Annotated in this window: 17 protein-coding genes and 1 riboswitch; of the genes, 14 read left to right on the forward strand and 3 right to left on the reverse strand. The window is 67.7% G+C overall.

The window, feature by feature from the left end; all coding sequences use genetic code 11:
• Positions 1 to 2 precede the first annotated feature (2 nt).
• Entirely contained in the window at positions 3 to 1,145 is a 1,143-nt protein-coding gene (locus ACFTS5_RS00340) for a bifunctional 2-methylcitrate synthase/citrate synthase (protein WP_378626321.1), read from the forward strand.
• A gap of 85 nt (positions 1,146 to 1,230) precedes the next feature.
• Here ACFTS5_RS00340 and metE read toward each other — a convergent pair whose 3' ends face one another.
• Complete coding sequence (gene metE / locus ACFTS5_RS00345; RefSeq protein WP_378628242.1) at positions 1,231 to 3,501, reverse strand: 5-methyltetrahydropteroyltriglutamate--homocysteine S-methyltransferase; 2,271 nt, start codon at positions 3,499 to 3,501, stop codon at positions 1,231 to 1,233.
• Positions 3,502 to 3,637: 136 nt separating this feature from the next.
• Positions 3,638 to 3,835, reverse strand: a riboswitch (cobalamin riboswitch).
• 290 nt (positions 3,836 to 4,125) lie between these two features.
• Between metE and ACFTS5_RS00350 the strand changes: the two genes are divergently transcribed.
• Genes ACFTS5_RS00350 through coaD form a run of 3 tightly spaced genes read left to right on the forward strand, consistent with a single transcriptional unit; the run spans position 4,126 to position 8,573 of the window.
• Positions 4,126 to 7,524 carry a pyruvate carboxylase gene (locus ACFTS5_RS00350; RefSeq protein ID WP_378626323.1) on the forward strand — a complete coding sequence of 1,133 codons (3,399 nt, stop codon included), beginning with the start codon at positions 4,126 to 4,128 and terminating at the stop codon, positions 7,522 to 7,524.
• Entirely contained in the window at positions 7,521 to 8,084 is a 564-nt protein-coding gene (gene rsmD / locus ACFTS5_RS00355) for a 16S rRNA (guanine(966)-N(2))-methyltransferase RsmD (RefSeq protein WP_378626324.1), read from the forward strand. The genes ACFTS5_RS00350 and rsmD overlap by 4 nt, the downstream gene beginning before the upstream one ends.
• A 3-nt stretch (positions 8,085 to 8,087) precedes the next feature.
• Positions 8,088 to 8,573, forward strand: a complete 486-nt coding sequence (coaD, locus tag ACFTS5_RS00360) for a pantetheine-phosphate adenylyltransferase (protein ID WP_056811926.1) — start codon at positions 8,088 to 8,090, stop codon at positions 8,571 to 8,573.
• Here the strand turns inward: coaD and ACFTS5_RS00365 are convergent.
• Positions 8,570 to 9,115, reverse strand: a complete 546-nt coding sequence (locus ACFTS5_RS00365; RefSeq protein ID WP_378626326.1) for a GtrA family protein — start codon at positions 9,113 to 9,115, stop codon at positions 8,570 to 8,572. The genes coaD and ACFTS5_RS00365 overlap by 4 nt on opposite strands.
• A gap of 252 nt (positions 9,116 to 9,367) precedes the next feature.
• Here ACFTS5_RS00365 and ACFTS5_RS00370 point away from each other — a divergent pair, with 252 nt between their 5' ends.
• The 10 genes from ACFTS5_RS00370 (at position 9,368) to ACFTS5_RS00415 (ending at position 19,616) form a co-directional block, all read left to right on the forward strand.
• Positions 9,368 to 10,141 carry a DivIVA domain-containing protein gene (locus ACFTS5_RS00370; RefSeq protein ID WP_378626328.1) on the forward strand — a complete coding sequence of 258 codons (774 nt, stop codon included), beginning with the start codon at positions 9,368 to 9,370 and terminating at the stop codon, positions 10,139 to 10,141.
• A 98-nt stretch (positions 10,142 to 10,239) separates the two neighbouring features.
• A complete protein-coding gene (locus tag ACFTS5_RS00375; RefSeq protein ID WP_364401610.1) occupies positions 10,240 to 10,845 on the forward strand; it encodes a DUF177 domain-containing protein in 606 nt (201 codons plus the stop codon).
• Between the two features lie 80 nt (positions 10,846 to 10,925).
• Positions 10,926 to 11,108, forward strand: a complete 183-nt coding sequence (rpmF, locus tag ACFTS5_RS00380) for a 50S ribosomal protein L32 (protein ID WP_040708879.1) — start codon at positions 10,926 to 10,928, stop codon at positions 11,106 to 11,108.
• A 24-nt stretch (positions 11,109 to 11,132) separates the two neighbouring features.
• Complete coding sequence (gene rnc / locus ACFTS5_RS00385; RefSeq protein WP_378626330.1) at positions 11,133 to 11,864, forward strand: ribonuclease III; 732 nt, start codon at positions 11,133 to 11,135, stop codon at positions 11,862 to 11,864.
• Positions 11,865 to 11,867: 3 nt separating this feature from the next.
• Positions 11,868 to 12,728 (forward strand): bifunctional DNA-formamidopyrimidine glycosylase/DNA-(apurinic or apyrimidinic site) lyase, encoded by an 861-nt coding sequence (gene mutM, locus ACFTS5_RS00390; protein ID WP_378626331.1) that lies wholly within the window; start codon positions 11,868 to 11,870, stop codon positions 12,726 to 12,728.
• A gap of 64 nt (positions 12,729 to 12,792) precedes the next feature.
• Positions 12,793 to 13,374, forward strand: coding sequence for a dihydrofolate reductase family protein (locus ACFTS5_RS00395; protein WP_378626333.1), 582 nt, complete (start codon positions 12,793 to 12,795; stop codon positions 13,372 to 13,374).
• 5 nt (positions 13,375 to 13,379) lie between these two features.
• Complete coding sequence (locus ACFTS5_RS00400) at positions 13,380 to 14,417, forward strand: PHP domain-containing protein (protein ID WP_378626334.1); 1,038 nt, start codon at positions 13,380 to 13,382, stop codon at positions 14,415 to 14,417.
• A 94-nt stretch (positions 14,418 to 14,511) separates the two neighbouring features.
• Entirely contained in the window at positions 14,512 to 16,020 is a 1,509-nt protein-coding gene (locus ACFTS5_RS00405) for a PstS family phosphate ABC transporter substrate-binding protein (protein WP_378626336.1), read from the forward strand.
• A gap of 285 nt (positions 16,021 to 16,305) precedes the next feature.
• Entirely contained in the window at positions 16,306 to 17,475 is a 1,170-nt protein-coding gene (locus ACFTS5_RS00410) for a glycosyltransferase family 4 protein (protein ID WP_378628243.1), read from the forward strand.
• On the forward strand, positions 17,472 to 19,616 hold the full coding sequence (locus ACFTS5_RS00415; RefSeq protein WP_378626337.1) for a glycogen debranching N-terminal domain-containing protein: 2,145 nt from the start codon (positions 17,472 to 17,474) through the stop codon (positions 19,614 to 19,616). Before ACFTS5_RS00410 ends, ACFTS5_RS00415 begins: the two co-directional genes overlap by 4 nt.
• Before the next feature lie 53 nt (positions 19,617 to 19,669).
• Here the strand turns inward: ACFTS5_RS00415 and ACFTS5_RS00420 are convergent, their stop codons facing one another.
• On the reverse strand, positions 19,670 to 20,539 hold the full coding sequence (locus ACFTS5_RS00420) for a potassium-transporting ATPase subunit C (protein WP_378626338.1): 870 nt from the start codon (positions 20,537 to 20,539) through the stop codon (positions 19,670 to 19,672).
• Position 20,540: the final 1 nt, after the last annotated feature.

Below are 20,540 nucleotides of genomic sequence, written 5' to 3' on the forward strand. Positions count from 1 at the left end.
CCATGACCAGCGGACAGACAACGCAACCCGCCATCGCCAAGGGTTTGGCCGGGGTGGTGGTCGACACGACGAGCATCTCCAAGGTCGTCGCCGAGACCAACTCGCTGACCTACCGTGGCTACCCGGTACAGGACCTGGCCGCGCGCTGCGGTTTCGAGGAGGTCGCCTACCTGCTGTGGTACGGCGAACTCCCCGACGACGGTCAGCTGCAACTGCTCTGCCAGCGAGAACGGGCCCAGCGCCGGATCGATCGGTCGGTGCTCGCCCTGCTGGAGAAGATGCCGCAGACCTGCCACCCGATGGACGCCGTCCGCACGGTCGTGAGCTACCTCGGCACCGAGGACGCGGCCTCCGAGAGCACGAGTGAGCGCGAAAGGCTGGACTCCGCACTGCGATTGACCGCGCTGCTGCCGACGGTGATCGCGACGGCGATGCGCAGGCGCCGGGGGCTCGACCCGATCGCACCGCACTCCCAGCTCGGTTTCGCGGAGAATTTCCTGTACATGTGCTTCGGCGCGGTACCGGATCCGCGGATCGTGCGCGCGTTCGAGATCTCGCTGATCCTCTACGCCGAGCACGGTTTCAACGCCTCGACCTTCGCCGCTCGCGTGGTGACCTCCACCGGCTCGGACTCCTACAGCGCCATCACGGCGGCGATCGGCGCCTTGAAAGGGCGGCTGCACGGCGGCGCCAACGAGGCGGTGATGCACACGATGCTGGAGATCGCCGACCCCGCGCACGCGAAGGCGTGGATCGCCGAAACCCTCGAGGCCAAGCGCAAGGTGATGGGCTTCGGGCATCGTGTGTACCGCAACGGCGACTCCAGGGTGCCGACGATGAAGGCGGCCCTCGACGAGGTCGCGGCGGTGACCGGGGGACAGCACTGGGTCCGCATGTACGACGAACTCGCCGCCGCGATGGCCGAGAAGACCGGCATAGCGCCGAATCTCGACTTTCCGGCAGGGCCTGCCTACTACCTGATGGGCTTCGACATCGAGATGTTCACGCCGATCTTCGTGATGAGCCGGATCACCGGCTGGACCGCGCACATCGCCGAGCAGTCGGCCGCCAACGCGCTGATCCGGCCGCTGTCGGAGTATCACGGCGTGGCCCAGCGTGCGGTTCCGGTCGCCAGGGCGAGCTGAACCGAGCCACTGCCCCGGACGGAAATCTCCGTCCGGGGCAGTGGTCTGTGTGCCGCTCACCGTCGCGGTGGTCAGCTCCCGTCGGTCAGCGCAGTGCCGCGGCGGCCGTCACCAGATTGCGCAGCGACGCCTCGACCTCCACCGGTCCGCGGGTCTTCAGGCCGCAGTCCGGATTCACCCAGAGCCGTTCGGCCGGAACGGCTTTCAGCGCTGCGGACAGGGAGATCGTGATCTCCTCGACCGACGGCACCCGCGGCGAGTGGATGTCGTAGACGCCAGGCCCGACACCGAGCGCGAAACCGGCCGCGTTCAGATCGTCGAGGACCTCCATGTGCGAGCGCGCCGCCTCGATCGAGGTGACATCGGCGTCCAGGCCCGCGATCGCCGAGATGACCTCGCCGAACTCCGAGTAGCACAGGTGCGTGTGCACCTGGGTGGTGTCGGCGACGCCCGCGGTGGCGAGACGGAACGAGTCCACCGACCACCGCAGGTAGGCAGGCTGTTCGGCCGCGCGCAGCGGCAGCAGCTCGCGCAGGGCGGGCTCGTCGACCTGGATGATCCGCGCGCCCTGGGCTTCCAGGTCGACGGTCTCGTCCCGGATGGCGAGCGCGACCTGGCGGGCCGAGTCGTCCAGCGGCTGGTCGTCGCGGACGAACGACCACGCCAGAATGGTCACCGGGCCGGTGAGCATGCCCTTGACCGGCTTGGTGGTCAGCGACTGGGCGTACCCGATCCACGACAGCGTCATCGCCTCGGGCCGGGTGACATCGCCGAACAGGATCGGCGGACGCACGCAGCGGGTGCCGTAGGACTGCACCCAGCCCGCCTCGGTGACGGCGAAACCGTCGAGCAGTTCGGCGAAGTACTGCACCATGTCGTTGCGTTCGGGTTCACCGTGCACCAGCACGTCGAGACCGAGCTTTTCCTGCAGGGTGATCACGTCGGCGATCTCGGCCCGCATCCGCCGCACGTACTCGGCGTGGTCGATCTCGCCCTTGCGCAGCGCGGCACGGGCCAGCCGGATGGTCGAGGTCTGCGGGTAGGAGCCGATGGTGGTGGTCGGCAGCACCGGCAGGTCGAGGTGATCACGCTGCAGGGCGCGACGCTCGTCGGCGGGGGAGCGGGTCAGGTCGTTCTCGTCGAGCGCGGCCAGCCGGCCGCGGACCTGGTCGTTGTGCAGACGCGGATCGGTCCGGCGTGAGTCGGCGGCGGCGCGGGCCGCGGCCAGCTCGTCGGCGACGGCGTCGGCACCCGCGGTGAGGGCGGTGGCCAGGACGCGCACCTCGCCGACCTTCTCGGTGCCGAAGGCCAGCCACGAGCGCAGCCGTTCGTCCAGCCCGGTCTCCGGGGTCAGCGAATACGGCACGTGCAGCAGCGAGCACGAACTCGACACCGCCACCGCGTCGGCGCTGCCGAGCAGGTCGTCCAGGGTGCCGAGGGTGGCGTCGAGGTCGGCGCGCCAGATATTGCGGCCGTCGACCACACCCGCCACCACGAGCTTGCGGGACAGCGCGGGCAGTGCCGCGACCGCCGAGACGACGGCGCCCGCCGTGAAATCGAGAGCGATACCCTCGATTTCGGTGTCGGCCAGCGCCGCCAGTGCGGCATCGGGGTGCCCGAAGTAGGTGGCGACCAGGATCGCGGGGCGGTTCTGCGCGGCCGACAACGCACCGTAGGTCTGGCCGACCAGAGCGAGCTCCGCCTCCGTCAGGTCGGTGACCAGCACCGGCTCATCGATCTGTACCCACCGCGCGCCCGCGTCCGCCAGCTGGGCCAGCAGGTCGAGGTACAGCGGCACGAGCTCGGGCAGCCGCTCCAGCGCGGCGCCGTCGACGGCCTTGGCGAGCTTCAGGAAGGTGATCGGACCGATCACCACCGGCCGTGCGGGGACCCCGAGCTCGATCGCCTCGTCGAGTTCGGTCAGCAGCTTGCCCGGGTGCAGGGAAAAGGTGGTGGCCGCGTCGATTTCGGGCACCAGGTAGTGGTAGTTGGTGTCGAACCACTTGGTCATCTCCAGCGGAGCGACCGCGTCGGTGCCGCGCGCGGCCGCGAAATAGCGGTCGAGCGGATCGGCGATTGCGGCGACCCGCGCCGGCAGTGCGCCCAGCAGCTCCGCGGTGTCGAGCATCTGGTCGTAGTAGGAGAAGGTGCCCACCGGCACCGAATCCAATCCGGCCGCGGCGAGTTCGGTGAGCTGGGCGCGACGGAGCTGACGGCCGACCGCGTGCAGATGCGCGGCATCGGCGCGGCCCGCCCAGTAGGACTCGGTGGCGCGCTTGAGTTCCCGGTTCGGGCCCACTCGCGGTAGACCGAGAACCGTTGCGGTGAACGGGGTATGCGAAACAGTCACGGAGATTCTCCAGTGTCGTGCAGGGAGAGCCGCCGCCTTTTCGCGGGCACACGCCACACAGCCGACAGAGTCGCGAAAAGATCCGACAGGTCGGCATCGGTGGTCCGCGCGCCCGATCCACGAGGCGGTGGCCGCCGGATACGGCGTATCCGGCACAGTCGGCAGGTCTTCGGACTCGCGGGCACCGGTCGTGTGATCGACCGACCTACTGGCCGTCGCTTCCCAGGCGTGCAGCCCAGTGCTGATGACGGCGGTCGTTCCTGCTCACCGCTGCGGGACAGTCCCGGATTCTCACCGGGTTCCCTCTCACCCGATGCGGAACATGATCCGCACCCGGGTTTCGACGCCTGCGCGGGAGGTCGGGGCTCCGACTCTTCCACCGCGCACGCGAACCAGCTGCCCGCTCAGCATAGGCCCTCAGCGGGGCCACGGGTCACCGCCCCATCCCGAACACGGCCGTGACCTGCGGTTGCGCCCACGCCGTCCGTGCGCACCGCGCACCGCTGCGCACGGTGAGATGTGACGGCCCGATGAACGCAACTTCGCAGGTAGGCAGGTGTGCGGTGTGAAGATTGCTGCGAAGCCACCTTGCGTGTCCGGCCCCGGCTCGTGGCCGGGTACCGTAGGCCAATGTTCTCGAAAGTCTTGGTCGCAAATCGTGGTGAGATCGCTATCCGTGCCTTCCGCGCGGCCTACGAACTCGGCATCGGAACGGTCGCGGTGTTCCCGTACGAGGATCGCAATTCCGTGCATCGCCTGAAGGCGGCCGAGTCCTATCAGATCGGCGAAGAGGGTCATCCCGTTCGCGCGTATCTGTCGATCGAGGCCATCATCGACGCAGCGGTGGCCGCCGGCGCCGACGCGATCTACCCCGGCTACGGCTTCCTGTCGGAGAACCCCGACCTCGCCGCGGCCTGTGCCGCCGCGGGCATCACCTTCATCGGCCCCACCGCCGAGATCCTGGAGATGGCGGGCAACAAGGCCACGGCCATCGCGGCGGCGAAGGCGGCCGGACTGCCGACCCTGAAGTCCAGCGAGCCCTCGGCCGATATCGACGAATTGCTCACCGCCTCGGCCGAACTCGAATACCCGATCTTCGTCAAGGCCGTCGCCGGTGGCGGTGGTCGTGGCATGCGCCGGGTGGCCGCACCCGAGCAGCTGCGTGAGTCGATCGAAGCCGCGTCGCGCGAAGCCGAGTCGGCGTTCGGCGATCCGACGGTGTTCCTCGAGCAGGCGGTGGTGAACCCGCGCCACATCGAGGTGCAGATCCTGGCCGACCAGCACGGCAATGTCATGCACCTGTTCGAGCGGGACTGTTCGCTGCAGCGTCGCCACCAGAAGGTGATCGAGCTCGCGCCCGCCCCGAACCTGTCACCGGAACTGCGCGAGCGTATCTGCGCCGACGCGGTGGCCTTCGCCCGTCAGATCGGCTACATCAACGCGGGCACCGTGGAGTTCCTCCTGGACGAGCGCGGCAACCACGTGTTCATCGAGATGAACCCGCGCATCCAGGTGGAGCACACGGTCACCGAGGAGATCACCGACGTCGACCTGGTGCAGTCGCAGCTGCGCATCGCGGCGGGCGAATCCCTCGCCGACCTGGGGCTGAGCCAGGAGACGGTGCAGATTCGCGGCGCCGCCCTGCAGTGCCGCATCACCACCGAGGACCCGGCCAACGGCTTCCGCCCCGACACCGGCCGCATCACCGCCTACCGCACCCCCGGCGGCGCGGGCATCCGCCTCGACGGCGGCGCGAACCTCGGCGCCGAGATCGGCGCCTACTTCGACTCGATGCTGGTGAAGCTCACCTGCCGTGGTCGTGACCTGCCCGCCGCGGCCGCGCGTGCCCAACGCGCACTGGCCGAATTCCGCATTCGCGGCGTGACGACCAACATCCCGTTCCTGCTGTCGGTGCTCGACGACCCCGATTTCCAGGCGGGCCGGGTGACCACCTCGTTCATCGACGAGCGTCCCGAACTGCTCACCTCGCGTGGGTCGGCCGACCGTGGCACCAAGATCCTGACCTATCTGGCCGACGTCACCGTCAACAAGCCCAACGGTGACCGCCCGACCACGGTGTACCCCTACGACAAGCTGCCCGCTGTCGACCTCACGCTGCCGCCGCCGGACGGTTCGCGCCAGCGTCTGCTCACTCTCGGACCGGACGGCTTCGCGAAGGCCCTGCGCGAGCAGAAGGCGCTCGGCGTCACCGACACGACCTTCCGTGACGCACACCAGTCGCTGCTGGCCACCCGTGTCCGCACCAACGGTCTGCTCGGTGTGGCGGGTCATGTCGCGCGGCTGACCCCCGAACTGCTCTCGATCGAAGCCTGGGGCGGCGCGACTTACGATGTGGCACTGCGGTTCCTGCACGAGGACCCCTGGGAGCGCCTGGCCGCGCTGCGCGAAGCCGTGCCGAACATCTGCTTGCAGATGCTGCTGCGTGGTCGCAACACCGTCGGTTACACGCCCTACCCGGAACAGGTCACGCGCGCTTTCGTGTCCGAGGCCGCCACCACCGGTATCGACATCTTCCGCATTTTCGACGCGCTCAACAACGTCGACCAGATGCGCCCGGCGATCGACGCGGTTCGCGAAACCGGTACCGCCGTAGCCGAAGTGGCGCTCAGCTACACCGGCGACCTGCTCGACCCGAACGAATCGCTCTACACCCTCGACTACTACCTGAAGCTGGCCGAACAGATCGTCGACGCGGGCGCGCACGTCCTCGCGATCAAGGACATGGCCGGCCTGCTGCGCGCCCCCGCCGCCGCGAAACTCGTGACCGCACTGCGCAGTAACTTCGATCTGCCGGTGCACGTGCACACCCACGACACCCCCGGCGGCCAGCTGGCCACCTACCTGGCGGCCTGGCAGGCCGGGGCCGACGCGGTCGACGGCGCGTCCGCGGCCATGGCGGGCACCACCTCACAGCCCGCGCTGTCGGCGATCGTGGCCGCCACCGCGCACACCGATCGCGACACCGGTCTGAACCTGCAGAACGTGTGCGATCTCGAGCCGTACTGGGAGGCGTTGCGCAAGGTCTACGCGCCGTTCGAGTCGGGTCTGCCCGCGCCGACCGGTCGTGTGTACACCCATGAGATCCCGGGTGGTCAGCTGTCGAACCTGCGTCAGCAGGCGATCGCGCTCGGCCTCGGTGACCGGTTCGAAGAGGTCGAGGCCAAGTACGCGGCCGCCGACCGGCTGTTGGGTCGCCTGATCAAGGTGACCCCGTCGTCCAAGGTCGTCGGTGACCTCGCGCTCGCCCTGGTCGGCACCGGTGTCGACATCGAGGACTTCGCCGCCGATCCGGGCCGCTACGACATCCCCGATTCGGTGATCGGCTTCCTGCGCGGCGAGCTCGGCACCCCGGCCGGTGGCTGGCCGGAGCCGTTCCGCAGCAAGGCGCTGGCCGGGCGTAACGAGCCCAAGCCCGAGACCCCGCTGAGCCCGGCGGATCAGAAGGCGCTCGACGGCTCGTCCGCCGAGCGTCGCGCCACGCTGAACCGGCTGCTGTTCCCCGGCCCGACCGCCGAGTTCAACGCCCACCGTGAGAAGTACGGCGACACCACCGGGCTGTCGGAGAACCAGTTCTTCTACGGCCTGCGCCGCGGCGAAGAGCACCGCGTGCAGCTGGAGAAGGGCGTCACCCTGCTCATCGGCCTCGAGGCGATCTCCGAGCCCGACGAGAAGGGCATGCGCACGGTGATGTGCATCATGAACGGGCAGTTGCGCCCGGTCGCGGTGCGTGACCGGTCCGTCGCGTCCGAGGTGCCCGCGGCGGAGAAGGCGGACAAGAACAACGCGGGCCACATCGCGGCACCGTTCGCCGGTGTGGTCACCCTGGCGGTGTCCGAGGGCGACGAGATCCACGCCGGCGACACGGTCGGCACCATCGAGGCGATGAAGATGGAAGCGGCCATCACCGCGCCGCGCGGTGGCGTGGTGGGCCGGATCGCGACCACCAAGGTGGCCCAGGTCGAGGGCGGCGACCTGCTGGTGGAACTGGTCGCACGCGAGTCGGAATGACACGCATCGTCGCGGGTGTGGCGGGCGGGCGGCGCTTGAAGGTGCCGCCCGCCGGTACCCGGCCCACCTCCGATCGGGTGCGCGAAGCGCTGTTCAGCGCGATCGACGCCCGCCTCGATCTGGACGGGACGCTGGTCCTGGACCTGTACGCGGGCTCGGGGGCGCTGGGATTGGAAGCGCTGTCGCGCGGGGCGCAGCGGGCGCTGCTCGTCGAGTCCGATCGCAAGGCGGGCGAAGTGGTGCGCGCCAATATCGCCGAGCTCGGTCTGCCCGGTGCCGAACTGCGGCTCGGCAGCGTGTCCTCGGTGCTGAAGCAGGCCGCGCCGAGGGCCTACGACGTGGTGTTCTCGGATCCGCCCTACGACGTGAGCACCGACGACGTGATCGCCGACCTCACCGCGCTCGCGAACAACGGCTGGCTCGCGCCGGAAGCGCTGGTGGTGGTGGAACGGTCGAGCCGGTCACCCGAGATCACCTGGCCCGCAGGCTATGTGGCGTTGAAGACACGCAAATACGGGGAGACCAGAGTCGAGCTGGCCGAGTTCGGTGCTAGCGTCTGAGGTATGGCTGCAGCACTGTGCCCCGGCTCCTTCGACCCGGTCACCAACGGTCACCTCGACGTGTTCGCTCGCGCGGCCGCCCAGTTCGACGAGGTGATCGTCACCGTCAACGTGAACCCCAAGAAGCAGGGCATGTTCACCGTCGAGGAGCGCATGGAACTGCTGCGCGAATCCGTCGCCCACCTGCCGAATGTGCGCGTCGCCTCCTGGCAGGGCCTCACGGTGGACTTCGCCAAGCAGGAGGGGATCAGTGCGATCGTCAAGGGCCTGCGTGACGCGGGCGACTTCGGCTACGAGCTCCAGATGGCCCAGATGAACCACAAACTGGCCGGCGTGGACACCTTCTTCATCGCCACCAACCCGTCGCTGAGCTTCCTGTCCAGCTCGCTGGTCAAGGAAGTGGCGGCCTACGGCGGCGACGTGAGCGACATGCTCCCGCCCGCTGTCCACAAGCGTCTGCTGGACCGCCTGGCCGAGCGCAAGGGCTAGGAAGTCGCGGGCAGGCGGAACAGTCCACGCAGGGCGAGGAATCGCATGCCGCCGACCGCGGCGGTGATGGCCAGGACCGTCAGTGCCTGCGTGATGTCACCCAGTCCGGGTGCCCAGAAATCCAGTCCGGCCAAACACGCGGTGGTGATCGCGAGTCCGATCAACGCGATCCCGCCACCTTCCCACTGCGCCGTGAACCAGGTGACCCGGTCGGTGGCGTGGAACGTGAGCTGACGGTGGAATTCGTTGGCGATGACCGTGCTGACCACCGATCCGGCCACATTGGCGATCAGCGGGCCGATGCCGTGCATCGCGAAGAACAGCAGCACATAGGCGATATTGCTCGAGCCGCCGACGAGGGCGAAGCGGAAGAGCTGGGGAAGCGCGCGATCGCCGCGCAGGTACGTGAGCGCGCCCTCGAACTGCGGGCGCAGCGCGGGTGCGACTTCACTCGGCGTCACCACGGGGAACGGACCGGTCCAGGGAGTGAACATGCCCGCGACGTGCGACACCGGACTCCTAGGAGTTTCCAGGAGGGTCATGTTCGACTCCGATCCCAAATGAACAGACGTCGAGGAGTACAACAGCGAAAAAGTTGCGGTGCTTCCCGGCGGACGGCGTTGTCGTGCTTACCGATGGTAGCCGAAGTGGAGGGCTGCACTCCACTTGATATCTGTGCGATCTTGGACACTGTCGCGACACACCGCGACGACATTCGGCGCAGCCGCCCCGGACAGGCACACTGGGCGTCGGCGGTAGTGGTTTCGCCGTGAGTCCGCAGGAGGGTAGTGAGCATGTATCGCGTATTCGAAGCACTCGACGAACTGGTCGCCATCGTCGAAGAGGCGCGTGGCATCCCGCCGACCCGCAGTTGCATCGTGCCGCGCGGCGATGTCCTCGAGCTGCTCGACGACGTCCGCGACGCGCTGCCCGGTGAACTCGACGACGCCCAGGACGTGCTCGATCACCGCGACAAGATCGTCGGCGACGCCCGCAGCGGTGCCGAAACGACGGTCACCACGGCCAATGAGCAGGCACGCACCACCATCGACAAGGCGCGCGCCGAGGCCGATCGCATCCTCGCCGACGCCAAGGACCACGCCGACCGGATGGTCGCCGAGGCCACCGCCCACGCCGACCGCCTGGTGACGTCGGCCCAGGCCGAGGCCGATCAGGTCGTCGCCGACGGCAACGCCGAGTACGACGAGCTCACCGCTCGCGCCCAGATCGACGCCGACCGGGCCATCGAAGCGGGTAAGGCCTCCTACGAGCGTTCGGTCGCCGACGGGAAGGCCGAGCAGGCCCGCCTCGTCGCGCAGACCGAGGTCGTTCGGGTCGCGCACGCCGAATCCGCCCGTCTGATCGACGAGGCCCAGGCCGAGTCCGATCGGGTGCGCACCGAATGCGACGACTACGTCGACGAGCAGATGGCCGATTTCGGCAACAGGCTCGCATCCATGGAGGAGACGCTCAACACCACCCGGCGCTCGATCACCCGCGGCCGCCAGCAGATGCGCGGCGCACCAGCCGCCGAATACCCGGAATACGCTGCCGAGCACCGGCGCTGACCTGTCCTGGCGCCCAGCGCGCGTTTTGAGTTCCGGCGGGGTCCTGCCGTACTGTGGAGTGGTTGCCCATTATCCCCTCGACGGTAAGTGAGTCCGTGATGTCCGCCGGTTCCGGTTCGTCCGCGCGTCCACGCAAGACCAGTGGTCCTGTGTCGGAGGCGGGCTTTGTGCTGGATGTCCGCAATCTCGGCCGTCGGCCGGGAACCATGCGGGAGCTGCGTCGCACGGTCACCGACCACGAGCGGCTGGGTCTCGACCTGATCGCCATCCCGGCCGATGCCGAGGTGGAACTCGATCTGCAATTGCAGGCGGTCTCGGAGGGTGTGCTGGTCACCGGCACGGCGTCCGGGCCGACGGCCGGGGAGTGCTCGCGCTGCCTCGAACCGTTCGAGGACCAGGTGGAGATTCGTCTGACGGAGTTGTTCGCGTATCCGGACAGCACCACCGAGCAGACGACCGAGGATGCCGAGGTCTACCGCATGGAAGACGACCTCGTCGACCTCGAGCCGGTGATCCTCGACGCCATCGGGCTGGAGCTTCCGCTGCAGCCGCTGTGCTCGCCGGACTGCGCGGGCCTGTGCCCCGAGTGCGGTGTGCGGATGGCGATTGCGGGTCCTGATCATGGGCATGAGATACTGGACCCTCGCTGGGCGAAGTTGGCGAATTTTGCCACTGACGAGCCCGGTACCGGCGACCCCGCCTGAGGGTTCCACCACCAAGACCAAACCGCTGCCGCGGCATCTGATGCCGGTGTAGTCAGCGAAAACCAAGAGGAGAAGTAGCCGTGGCTGTTCCCAAGCGTCGGATGTCGCGTTCCAACACCCGGTCGCGGCGCAGCCAGTGGAAGGCCACCGCGCCGACCCTGGTCACCTGCCCGAACCGCGCGTGTGGTGAGAAGACCCTCCCGCACATCGCGTGCCCGTCCTGCGGCACCTACAAGGGCCGCCAGGTCACCTCTGCAGTCTGATCGTTGTAGATCATTCCTAGCAACGTGACAGCCAGTAAAGACAATGTAGGCGCGGCGGATCACGCCAGCCTGCTCACCGCCCTCGGTGTCGACGTACGACCGGAGCTTCTGCGCCTAGCGCTGACGCACCGGTCGTACGCGTACGAGAACGGCGGTTTGCCGACCAACGAGCGCCTGGAATTCCTCGGCGACTCGGTACTCGGCCTCAGCATCACCGAGCGCCTGTATACCGAGCATCCGGAGAAATCCGAGGGTGAACTCGCGAAACTGCGCGCCAGTGTGGTGAACATGCACGCGCTCGCCGAGGTGGCGCGTGGTCTCGGCGACGGCGGTCTCGGTCAGTATCTGCTGCTCGGCAAGGGCGAAGAGCTCACCGGCGGCCGCGACAAGCCGAGCATCCTCGCCGACGGCATGGAGTCGTTGCTCGGTGCGGTGCACCTCGAGCACGGCATCGAAACCGCGCGCGGTGTGGTGCTGCGGCTGTTCGCCGATCTGCTCGAGCGCGGCCCCCGCATGGGCGCCGGCCTCGACTGGAAGACCAGCCTGCAGGAGCTCACCGCCGAACGTGGTCTCGGTGTGCCCGCCTACGAGATCACCTCCACCGGACCGGACCACAACAAGGAGTTCACCGCCACCACGGTGATCGCCGGTCATCCGTACGGTTCGGGCATCGGCCGGTCCAAGAAGGAAGCCGAGCAGAAGGCTGCCGGTACGGCCTACAAGGCGTTGACCGCCGAATCCACAGACAACGCCTGACCCGTGCCCGAACTGCCCGAGGTCGAGGTTGTCCGGCGCGGTCTCGCCGATCACGCCGTCGGCCGGGCGATCGATACCGTCACCGTCACCCACCCGCGGGCCGTGCGCAGGCACGCCGCGGGTGGTGCTGATCTGGCGGCCCGGCTCACCGGGTTGCGGATCGACTCCGCGCAGCGCCGCGGGAAGTATCTCTGGCTCACCTTCGACGAGCCTGACACCGCACTGGTCGTGCATCTGGGCATGAGCGGTCAGATGCTGGTGCAGCCCGCCGACGCTCCCGTCGAGAAACACGCGCACATCCGGGCCGTGCTCGGTGACGGCGCCGAATTGCGCTTCGTCGATCAGCGCACCTTCGGCGGCTGGGCGCTGGCCGACCTCGTCGAGGTGAACGGGACCGTGGTGCCCGATTCCGTGGCCCATATCGCCCGCGATCCGCTCGACCCACTGTTCGATCGCGAGGCCGTGGTCGCGGCCATCCGTGCCAAGAACACCGAGATCAAACGAGTGCTGCTCGACCAGACGGTCATCTCGGGCATCGGCAATATCTACGCCGACGAAGCACTGTGGCGGGCCGGACTGCACGGCACCCGCGTCGCCGCCGAACTCACCCGCCCGGTCGTGCGTACCCTGCTCGACGGGGTCAGCGCGGTCATGACCGAAGCGCTGGCCGTCGGTGGCACCTCCTTCGACGCCCTGTACGTGAATGTGAACGGCGAATCCGGCTATTTCTCCCGGTCACTGGCCGCTTACGGGCGTGAGGACGAACCGTGCGATCGGTGTGCGACGCTGCTGGTGCGGGAACAGTTCATGAATCGGTCGTCGTTTTCCTGTCCGAAGTGTCAACGGAAGCCGCGCCGCCGCTGATCCGGGCACGCTAACGTTTCCTCTGACAGGTCGTGACAGACCGGGTCCGTGCAGGGAGGACGTTATGCGCAAGCTGACCTATTTCGTGGCATCGACAATCGACGGTTTCATCGCCGCCGAGGACGGAACGCTGGACTTCTTCCCGGTAGGCGGTGATCACGGGCCCGCGATCATCTCGCAGTACCCGGAAACCCTGCCCACCAAGGTGCGCGAGGCGCGCGGGATCGCGGCGGGCAACATCTACTTCGACACCGTGATCATGGGCCGCAAGACCCACGACTTCGGGGTACGCACCGGCACCGCCAGCCCGTACGAGCACCTGCGCCAGTACGTGGTGTCCACGACACTGCCCGAATCGCCCGCTCCCGGCGTGGAATTGATCGCCGAGGATCCGGTCGCCGCGGTGCGTGAGCTCAAACGCGAAGACGGACTGGGGATCTGGCTCTGCGGTGGCGGTGAACTGGCGCAGGCGCTGCTGCCCGAGATCGACCAGGTGTTCCTGAAGCTGCACCCGGTGGTCCTCGGCACCGGCAGGCCGCTGTTCGGCGGCGGGGCGAAACTGCCCGCGCCGGAGAAGTTCCGGGTGATCACCAGCCGGGTGTACGCCGACGGCGTCGCGTTCCTCAAGTACGGCCGGATCAAGTAGCCGCGATGACATCGGCGGCGAGTCCGGGTCCGGTGGCGGCACTGCGCGAGGTCGGGTTCTGGCTCGAACGCGGTCGTGCCGAAACACACCGGGTGAAGGCTTACCGCCGGGCCGCCGATGTCATCGCCGGGCTCGCCGAGGACGAGGTGGCCACGCGCGCACGCGAACACAGTTGGCGTGAGCTCGCCGGAATCGGGCCCAAGACGGCGGCCATCATCGAGCAGGCATGTGCCGGTGAGGTTCCCGGCTATCTTGCCGAGCTCCGCGCACAGGCGAAGCCGATCGCGCCCGCGGGCGAAGAACTGCGCAAGGCGCTGCGCGGTGATCTGCACACCCACTCGGACTGGTCCGACGGGGGAAGCCCGATCGCCGAGATGATGGGCGTCGCGGCCGCGCTCGGCCACGAATACTGTGCGCTGACAGACCATTCGCCGCGTCTCAAGGTCGCCAACGGCCTGTCCGCCGACCGGCTGCTGCGCCAACTCGACGTGATCGCCGAACTCAACGAGCAGATGGCGCCGTTTCGCATCCTCACCGGTATCGAGGTCGACATCCTCGACGACGGCACCCTCGACCAGCGGGCAGATCTGCTCGAACGCCTGGATGTCGTTGTCGCCAGCGTGCACTGGCACCTGCGCGACGACAGCGACACCATGACCAAGCGCATGGTCTACGCCGTCGCGAACCCCCATGTCGATATCCTGGGCCACTGCACCGGTCGCCTGGTGGAAGGGTCTCGCGGCACCCGTCCGGAGTCGTCGTTCGACGCCGAACTCGTCTTCGAAGCCTGCCGTCGCTACGGCACCGCTGTCGAGATCAACAGCCGCCCCGAACGCCGTGATCCACCCGGGCGTTTGATCGAGCTGGCCGTCGAGATGGACTGCTTGTTCTCCATCGACACCGACGCGCACGCGCCGGGCCAGCTGGCCTGGCAGGGGTACGGATGCGAGCGCGCGCTGGCGCACGGGGTGACGGCCGAGAAGGTGATCGATACCTGGCCGGTCGAGGAGCTGCTCGCCTGGTGTTCGGAATCGAATGGGTGAAGTCTTGCCCAACAACTGATTTCGATCTCCGATCGGCCGAATCCCGCCTGGTACACATCAACTCGCTGATCGAACTTGTTTAGTGGGGGGATTGATGGATATTCCGGTGGAGCTCATCCTGTCCGCGATCGGCCTCGTAGTGGCCTCGGCGGCGTTCGTCCGCGAATTCGTCCTGGTCGGGCGGCGTCGGCTGGGGTACCGCTTCCAGATGGACACGCCGGTGACCGGCGAGACGGACACCGCGTCGCTGGTCGGTGCCTTGGCGAATCTGAGCACCCCGGAAGCCGGTGGGCCACAGCTGGACCTGGCCAAGCTGTCGGTGGTGCTGGTCCGCGTCGAGAACAGCGGCACGCTCGCCATCGACCCCGACGACTACACGATGAGTGGAACCGATCCACGTGTCGGACTTCATGTCACGTTCCCCGGCCGTGAGGTCATCGGTCTGGCGGTGACCGAGCTGGACGGGCCGCTCTCCGACAATCTCGGCCCCGGATCGGGCATCGGCAAGCGGGCCAGAGGCGAGGGCGAGAACTTCGCCGGCATCATCGATCTGCCGAAGGTGCAGCTCGAACGACGCCAGCACTACAAGATTCTGGCGGTGCTGAAGCGGGTACACGGTGACGGGGAGCCGGCGGAACCGGTGCTGACCGGGCGGGTCAAGCGGGGCAAGGTCGTCGAGACCACGAGTCACTCCGGCCCGTCGAAGAAACTGATGGCGCTGACGGGATTCCTGGTCGCGCTGATCGCGGTGCAAGCGGTACTCGCCCTGCAACCGGACCCGCCACCGCGTGACTGCGCGGAGGGTGAGCTCACCCTGGTCGGTTCCACCGCGATGGCGCCGATGATTCGCACGGCCGCGCAGAACTACGCAAAGACCTGCACCGGAGCGAAATTCACCTTCGACTTCGCGGGAACCTCCAACGGGCTCGTCGAGCTGGTCCAGACCGGCCCGACGCAGGAGATGCTCGCGATCAGCGATGGTCCCAAGGGCAACGGCTTCGACAAACTGATCGAGTATCAATTGGCTCTCAGTTCCTTCTCGATCGTGACCCACCCGGGTGTCGAGCTGCCGAATCTCACGACGCAGCAGGTCCGTGATCTGTACCGGGGAAACATCAAGAACTGGAACCAGATCGGTGGGCCCGATCAGCCGGTGGTGCTGATCGACCGGGAGGCGGGTTCCGGTACCCGAACGGCGCTCGAGAATCGGTTGCTCGAAGGTAACCGCAAGGTGTTCCCGTTCATCCCGTGCGCCGGAAGGCCATCGGAGGGCGAACAATGCGAGGTCAAGACCACCGAGGGGGTGGCATCGTTCGTCGCGCGGACCCCAGGCGCGGTGGGGTACATGGAGACTTCGGCGGTCAGCGGCGAGGTGAAACTCGTCGCGCTGGACGGGGTCAGCGCGTCGGAGGACACCATGAAGATGCGGACATACCCGCTCACGGTGGTGGAGTACGCCGATACACACGGGCAGGTGGCCGGTGATTCGCTAGCGGCTCAGTTCATCGACTACCTGATGCACGGTCAGGGCAGGGCCACTATTCGGGAGTTCGGCAATATTCCGTGCCTCGATTCGGTTGGACAGGCAATCTGTACGCCGTAGACCGCCTCTGACCGCGTAATCTCCTGCCGTGGTAGGGAATCGATATAGAACATTTCCAGCAACACGCTGGTTTACTCTGCGGTAGCGGGGTACGTTCCTTGACGGCCCCTCTGTTCAGACGGGCACCCGAAACGGTGCGCATCGCGTCTGGCCAGGCCAACCATGCCCCATGGACGGCGGTGAAGCTCTCGTCTCCACCTCCGCCGAGGCGGCCATCTCTTGTTCGCGCAAGTGTTGCGAGGTTGCGTCCCTGGAAGGAAGGTCATGAGTACAGACACGTCGGCAATGTCGCCGACCGGTTTGTCCGCGTCCGATCTCTATTCGATCGATCACCACGGTGGTCCCTTGCGGATCGCGATGGTTGTTCCACCGTATTTCGACGTTCCACCCAAGGCCTACGGCGGCGTCGAGGCCGTAGTCGCCGATCTGGTCGACTCCCTGTGTGAGCGCGGCCATCACGTCACCCTGTTCGGTGCGGGTGTCGACGGTACCCAGGCGGATTTCGTTCCGCTGTGGGACCGGATCCAGCCCGAACGGCTGGGCGACCCGTTCCCGGAAATCGTGCACGCGCTGCGGGTGCGCCGCGCCATCGAGCGGCTGGCCGATACCGAAGGCATCGACCTGGTCCACGACCACACGTTCGCAGGCCCGCTGAACGCGCCCGCCTACGCCAATCTCGGGCTGCCGACAGTGGTCACCGTGCACGGCCCGGTGCAGGACGACTGCTACCGCTATTACAAGGAACTGGGCGAGGAGTGCTCGCTCGTCGCGATCAGCGACCGTCAGCGCGCGCTGGCGCCCGATCTGCCGTGGGCGGGCCGGGTCCACAACGCGCTGCGTCCTGATCAGTGGCCGTTCCAGACCGAGAAGCAGGACTACGCGCTGTTCCTCGGCCGGTTCAGCGACGACAAGGGCCCGCATCTGGCGCTGGACGCCGCCCACGCCGCCGGCATGCCGCTGATCCTGGCGGGCAAGTGCAGTGAGCCGCCGGAGAAGGCCTATTTCGAGAAGTTCGTGCAGCCGCGGATGACCGATCAGGATCAGATGTTCGGTCTCGCCGACGCGGCCGCCAAGCGTAAGCTGCTCTCCGGAGCTAAGTGTCTGCTGTTCCCCATTCGATGGGAGGAGCCGTTCGGCATGGTGATGATCGAGGCGATGATCTGCGGTACGCCGGTGGTCGCGTTGCGTGGCGGTGCGGTGAGCGAAGTGGTGGTCGACGGGGTGACCGGGCGGATCTGTGACGATCCGGCCGAGTTGCCCGAGGCCATCGCCGAAGTTCAGACCTACGATCCTGCGGTCTGCCGCAAGCACGTGGTCGACAACTTCAGCGCCGACACCCTCGGCCGCGGCTACGAGCAGGTGTACCGGGAACTGCTCGCCCGCACCACGATCGGGTACGACACCGCGTATGCGATGCCGATGCCCGTCGGGGTGGCGGCCAACGGGCGCGCATGAGCACCGACAGCGCCTCGGCGCCGAGCCCCCTCAACGCGGGGGAACCCGCGGGGCTCGGTGGCGGCGGCGGCAACATCACCCTTGTCGAAGGCGGCACGTTCTGCCTGTCCGACCGGCTCGGCGATATCGAGCCGGGTAAGCCGCAGGGCCTGTTCTTCCGTGACGCCAGGGTGATCTCGCGCTGGGAGCTGATGATCGACGGCAAACGGCCCGAGGCGCTGTCGGTGTTGAGCCCGGAGGCTTTCGCGGCACGGTTCGTGCTACGCAGGCCGCCGCAACAGGGTCGGGCCGACAGCACCCTGCTCGTGGTGCGCGATCGGCTCGTCGCCGAGGGCATGCACGAGCTGATCACGCTGGAGAACATGAGCCGTGAGGCGACAGCGGTGGTGCTCGAACTGCACGTCGACGCCGATTTCGTCGACCTGTTCGCGGTGAAGGAAGGCCGGACCCACGGGCGCCGGGCGGAGATGACCACCACCGACGGTGAATTGCTGTTGCACGACCGCGCCGATCTGTCGCGTGGGCTCGCGCTCACCTCGACCGTCGAGCCGATGGTGTTGCCCGGCACCATGATCTGGCGGGTCGTGGTCCCCGCGGGCGGACGCTGGCAGACCGAGATCACCGCCCAGCCGGCGGGCGCCGCGCAACGCCCGCAGATCGCGGGGACACCGGGCGAGCGATATCGGGCCAGCGAGCCCGTGCGCAAGATCCAGGCCTGGCGAGCCACCGCCACCGATATCTCCGCGGATTCGGGCCTGCTCAACCAGATCCTGCGGCGCACCGAAAGCGATCTCGGCGCCTTGCAGATCCACACCGATTCGGGCACCAACCGGCCCTTCGTGGCCGCGGGTGCGCCGTGGTTCATGACGCTGTTCGGCCGGGACTCCCTGCTCACGGCGTGGATGTCGCTGCCACTGGAAACCGATCTGGCACTGGGCACTTTGCAGCAGCTGGCCGAATTGCAAGGGCAGACGATCGATCCTCTCGTCGAAGAGGAGCCGGGCCGGATCATGCACGAGATGCGGCGCGGTCCCTCGGTCGGGCAGGTGCTGGGCGGACAGATCTATTACGGAACCGTCGACGCCACACCGCTTTTCGTGATGCTGCTCGCCGAATGTCTGCGATGGGGCGCGGATCCGGCGTCGATCGCCACCCTGCTGCCCGCGGCCGACGCCGCGATCAGCTGGATCACCGATTTCGGTGACCGCGACGACGACGGTTTCGTCGAATACGTGCGCGCCACCGATCGCGGCCTGATCAATCAGGGCTGGAAGGACAGTTTCGACGGAATCAACGACGCCGCGGGACATATCGCCGAGGCCCCGATCGCGCTGGCCGAGGTCCAGGGATATGTGTACGCGGCGTTCCTGGCCCGTGCGGAGCTCGCCGACCAGTTCGATGACCCCGAGCTGGCCGTGCGAATGCGGGAGCGGGCCGACGAGTTGCGAACCAAGTTCGCCGAACAGTTCTGGCTACCCCATTACGGGTGGTACGCGGTGGCCTTGGACGGACGTAAACGGCAGGTCGACGCGCTGACCAGCAATGCGGCACACTGTCTGTGGTCGGGCATCGCGACCGACGAGCACGCCGAGATCCTCATCCGCAATCTGTCCCGGGCGGAGATGGATTCGGGCTTCGGGCTGCGGACGTTGGCTTCCGATATGGGCGCCTACAACCCGATGAGTTACCACTGTGGGTCGATCTGGCCGCACGACACGGCGATCGCTGTCGCCGGGTTGATGCGATACCAGCATGTGCCGGGCGCGGTGGAACTGGCGACGAAGCTGTCGGGTGGTCTGCTCGATGCCGCCGCGGCGTTCGACGGCCGGTTGCCCGAGCTGTTCTGTGGCTTCCCGCGTGCGAGATTCGCTGCGCCCGTGCCGTATCCGACGTCGTGTTCGCCCCAGGCCTGGGCCAGTGCGGCGCCGTTGCTGCTGGTTCGGTCGTTCCTCGGGCTCGATCCCGATGTGCCGGCCAGGACATTGACGCTGCGGCCGCAGATTCCCCCGGCCTGGGGGTGTGTGCGGATGTCGGAGTTCCGGCTCGGCGACGGGGTGACGGTGGATCTCGAGGTGTGCGGCTCGGCGGTGACCGTGACGGGCTTGCCCGAGGGCTGGGCTCTGATCACCGACGAGGAGTAGAGCGCGGAATCGGGGCCGCAACCTGCGATGGTTGCGGCCCCGATCGCTGTGCTTCAGCCCGCGAACGGGTAGCGGGCGTCGAGATCGAGGTTGAGTTCGACGACGTTCACCCGTGGCTCACCGAGGAATCCGAGCGTGCGCCCGTCGGTGTGCGCGGCGAGTAGTTCGCGCACCTGGGCGGCGGTGATGCCGCGCGCCTTCGCGACCCGCTCGACCTGGATGGCCGCGTACTCGGGGGAGATGTGCGGGTCGAGTCCGCTGCCGCTCGCGGTGACCGCGTCGGCGGGGACCGTGGCCTCGGCCGGTGCGTCGCCGAGGATCGGGATGATCCGGCCGACGGCGTAGTCCTCGCCCTCCTTCGCGCACTCCACGGGGACACCGCGGAAGGTGGTCAGGAACGGTCGCGCGGGGCAGAGTTCGTTGACACTGACCACCTGCACCGGCTGCGACACATCACCGTCCGCGTCACGCGGCCCGATCACCGAGAGCACGGCGCCCACACCACTTTTCGTGCAGAACCGGCGGGCGCCGTCGACCCCCTCACGGTCGCCGACCTCCTTCGACCGGGTGCACACGGTGGTCAGCAGGCTGGTGCGGTCGGCGGTGTCGACGATGTCCTCCGGGCCGAGATTGCTCGCGGCGGTGGACAGCGGGTCGTAGCCCTCGCCCGCGGCCGAGGGACGGCTCTGGAAATACTGCGTCATCGCCTTGCCGTCGGCATCGGTGAAGGACTGCCCGATCAGGCTGGAGCCCACCAGTTCTCCGTCCCGCTCGAGGAGCGAGCCTTCGGCGTTCTCGTTGAGCCCCGGCAGCTGGGCGATCGCGAAAACAGCGACGGGATAGACGATTCCGGTGATCACGGTCAGCACGAGCAGGGCGCGCAGCGCGGCCAGGTGCTGCCGGATCCAGGTCGACATGCGCATT

The organism is Nocardia sp. NPDC056952 (genome assembly GCF_042674185.1).
Taxonomy (GTDB): Bacteria; Actinomycetota; Actinomycetes; order Mycobacteriales; family Mycobacteriaceae; genus Nocardia.

Excerpts from the sequence above, each read along its gene's own strand:
- ACFTS5_RS00340 (WP_378626321.1), top strand. The coding sequence starts at position 3 with ATGACCAGCGGACAGACAACGCAACCCGCCATCGCCAAGGGTTTGGCC.
- ACFTS5_RS00350 (WP_378626323.1), top strand. The coding sequence starts at position 4,126 with ATGTTCTCGAAAGTCTTGGTCGCAAATCGTGGTGAGATCGCTATCCGT.
- rsmD (WP_378626324.1), top strand. The coding sequence starts at position 7,521 with ATGACACGCATCGTCGCGGGTGTGGCGGGCGGGCGGCGCTTGAAGGTG.
- coaD (WP_056811926.1), top strand. The coding sequence starts at position 8,088 with ATGGCTGCAGCACTGTGCCCCGGCTCCTTCGACCCGGTCACCAACGGT.
- ACFTS5_RS00365 (WP_378626326.1), bottom strand. The coding sequence starts at position 9,115 with ATGACCCTCCTGGAAACTCCTAGGAGTCCGGTGTCGCACGTCGCGGGC.
- ACFTS5_RS00370 (WP_378626328.1), top strand. The coding sequence starts at position 9,368 with ATGTATCGCGTATTCGAAGCACTCGACGAACTGGTCGCCATCGTCGAA.
- ACFTS5_RS00375 (WP_364401610.1), top strand. The coding sequence starts at position 10,240 with ATGTCCGCCGGTTCCGGTTCGTCCGCGCGTCCACGCAAGACCAGTGGT.
- ACFTS5_RS00395 (WP_378626333.1), top strand. The coding sequence starts at position 12,793 with ATGCGCAAGCTGACCTATTTCGTGGCATCGACAATCGACGGTTTCATC.
- ACFTS5_RS00400 (WP_378626334.1), top strand. The coding sequence starts at position 13,380 with ATGACATCGGCGGCGAGTCCGGGTCCGGTGGCGGCACTGCGCGAGGTC.
- ACFTS5_RS00405 (WP_378626336.1), top strand. The coding sequence starts at position 14,512 with ATGGATATTCCGGTGGAGCTCATCCTGTCCGCGATCGGCCTCGTAGTG.
- ACFTS5_RS00410 (WP_378628243.1), top strand. The coding sequence starts at position 16,306 with ATGTCGCCGACCGGTTTGTCCGCGTCCGATCTCTATTCGATCGATCAC.
- ACFTS5_RS00415 (WP_378626337.1), top strand. The coding sequence starts at position 17,472 with ATGAGCACCGACAGCGCCTCGGCGCCGAGCCCCCTCAACGCGGGGGAA.
- ACFTS5_RS00420 (WP_378626338.1), bottom strand. The coding sequence starts at position 20,539 with ATGCGCATGTCGACCTGGATCCGGCAGCACCTGGCCGCGCTGCGCGCC.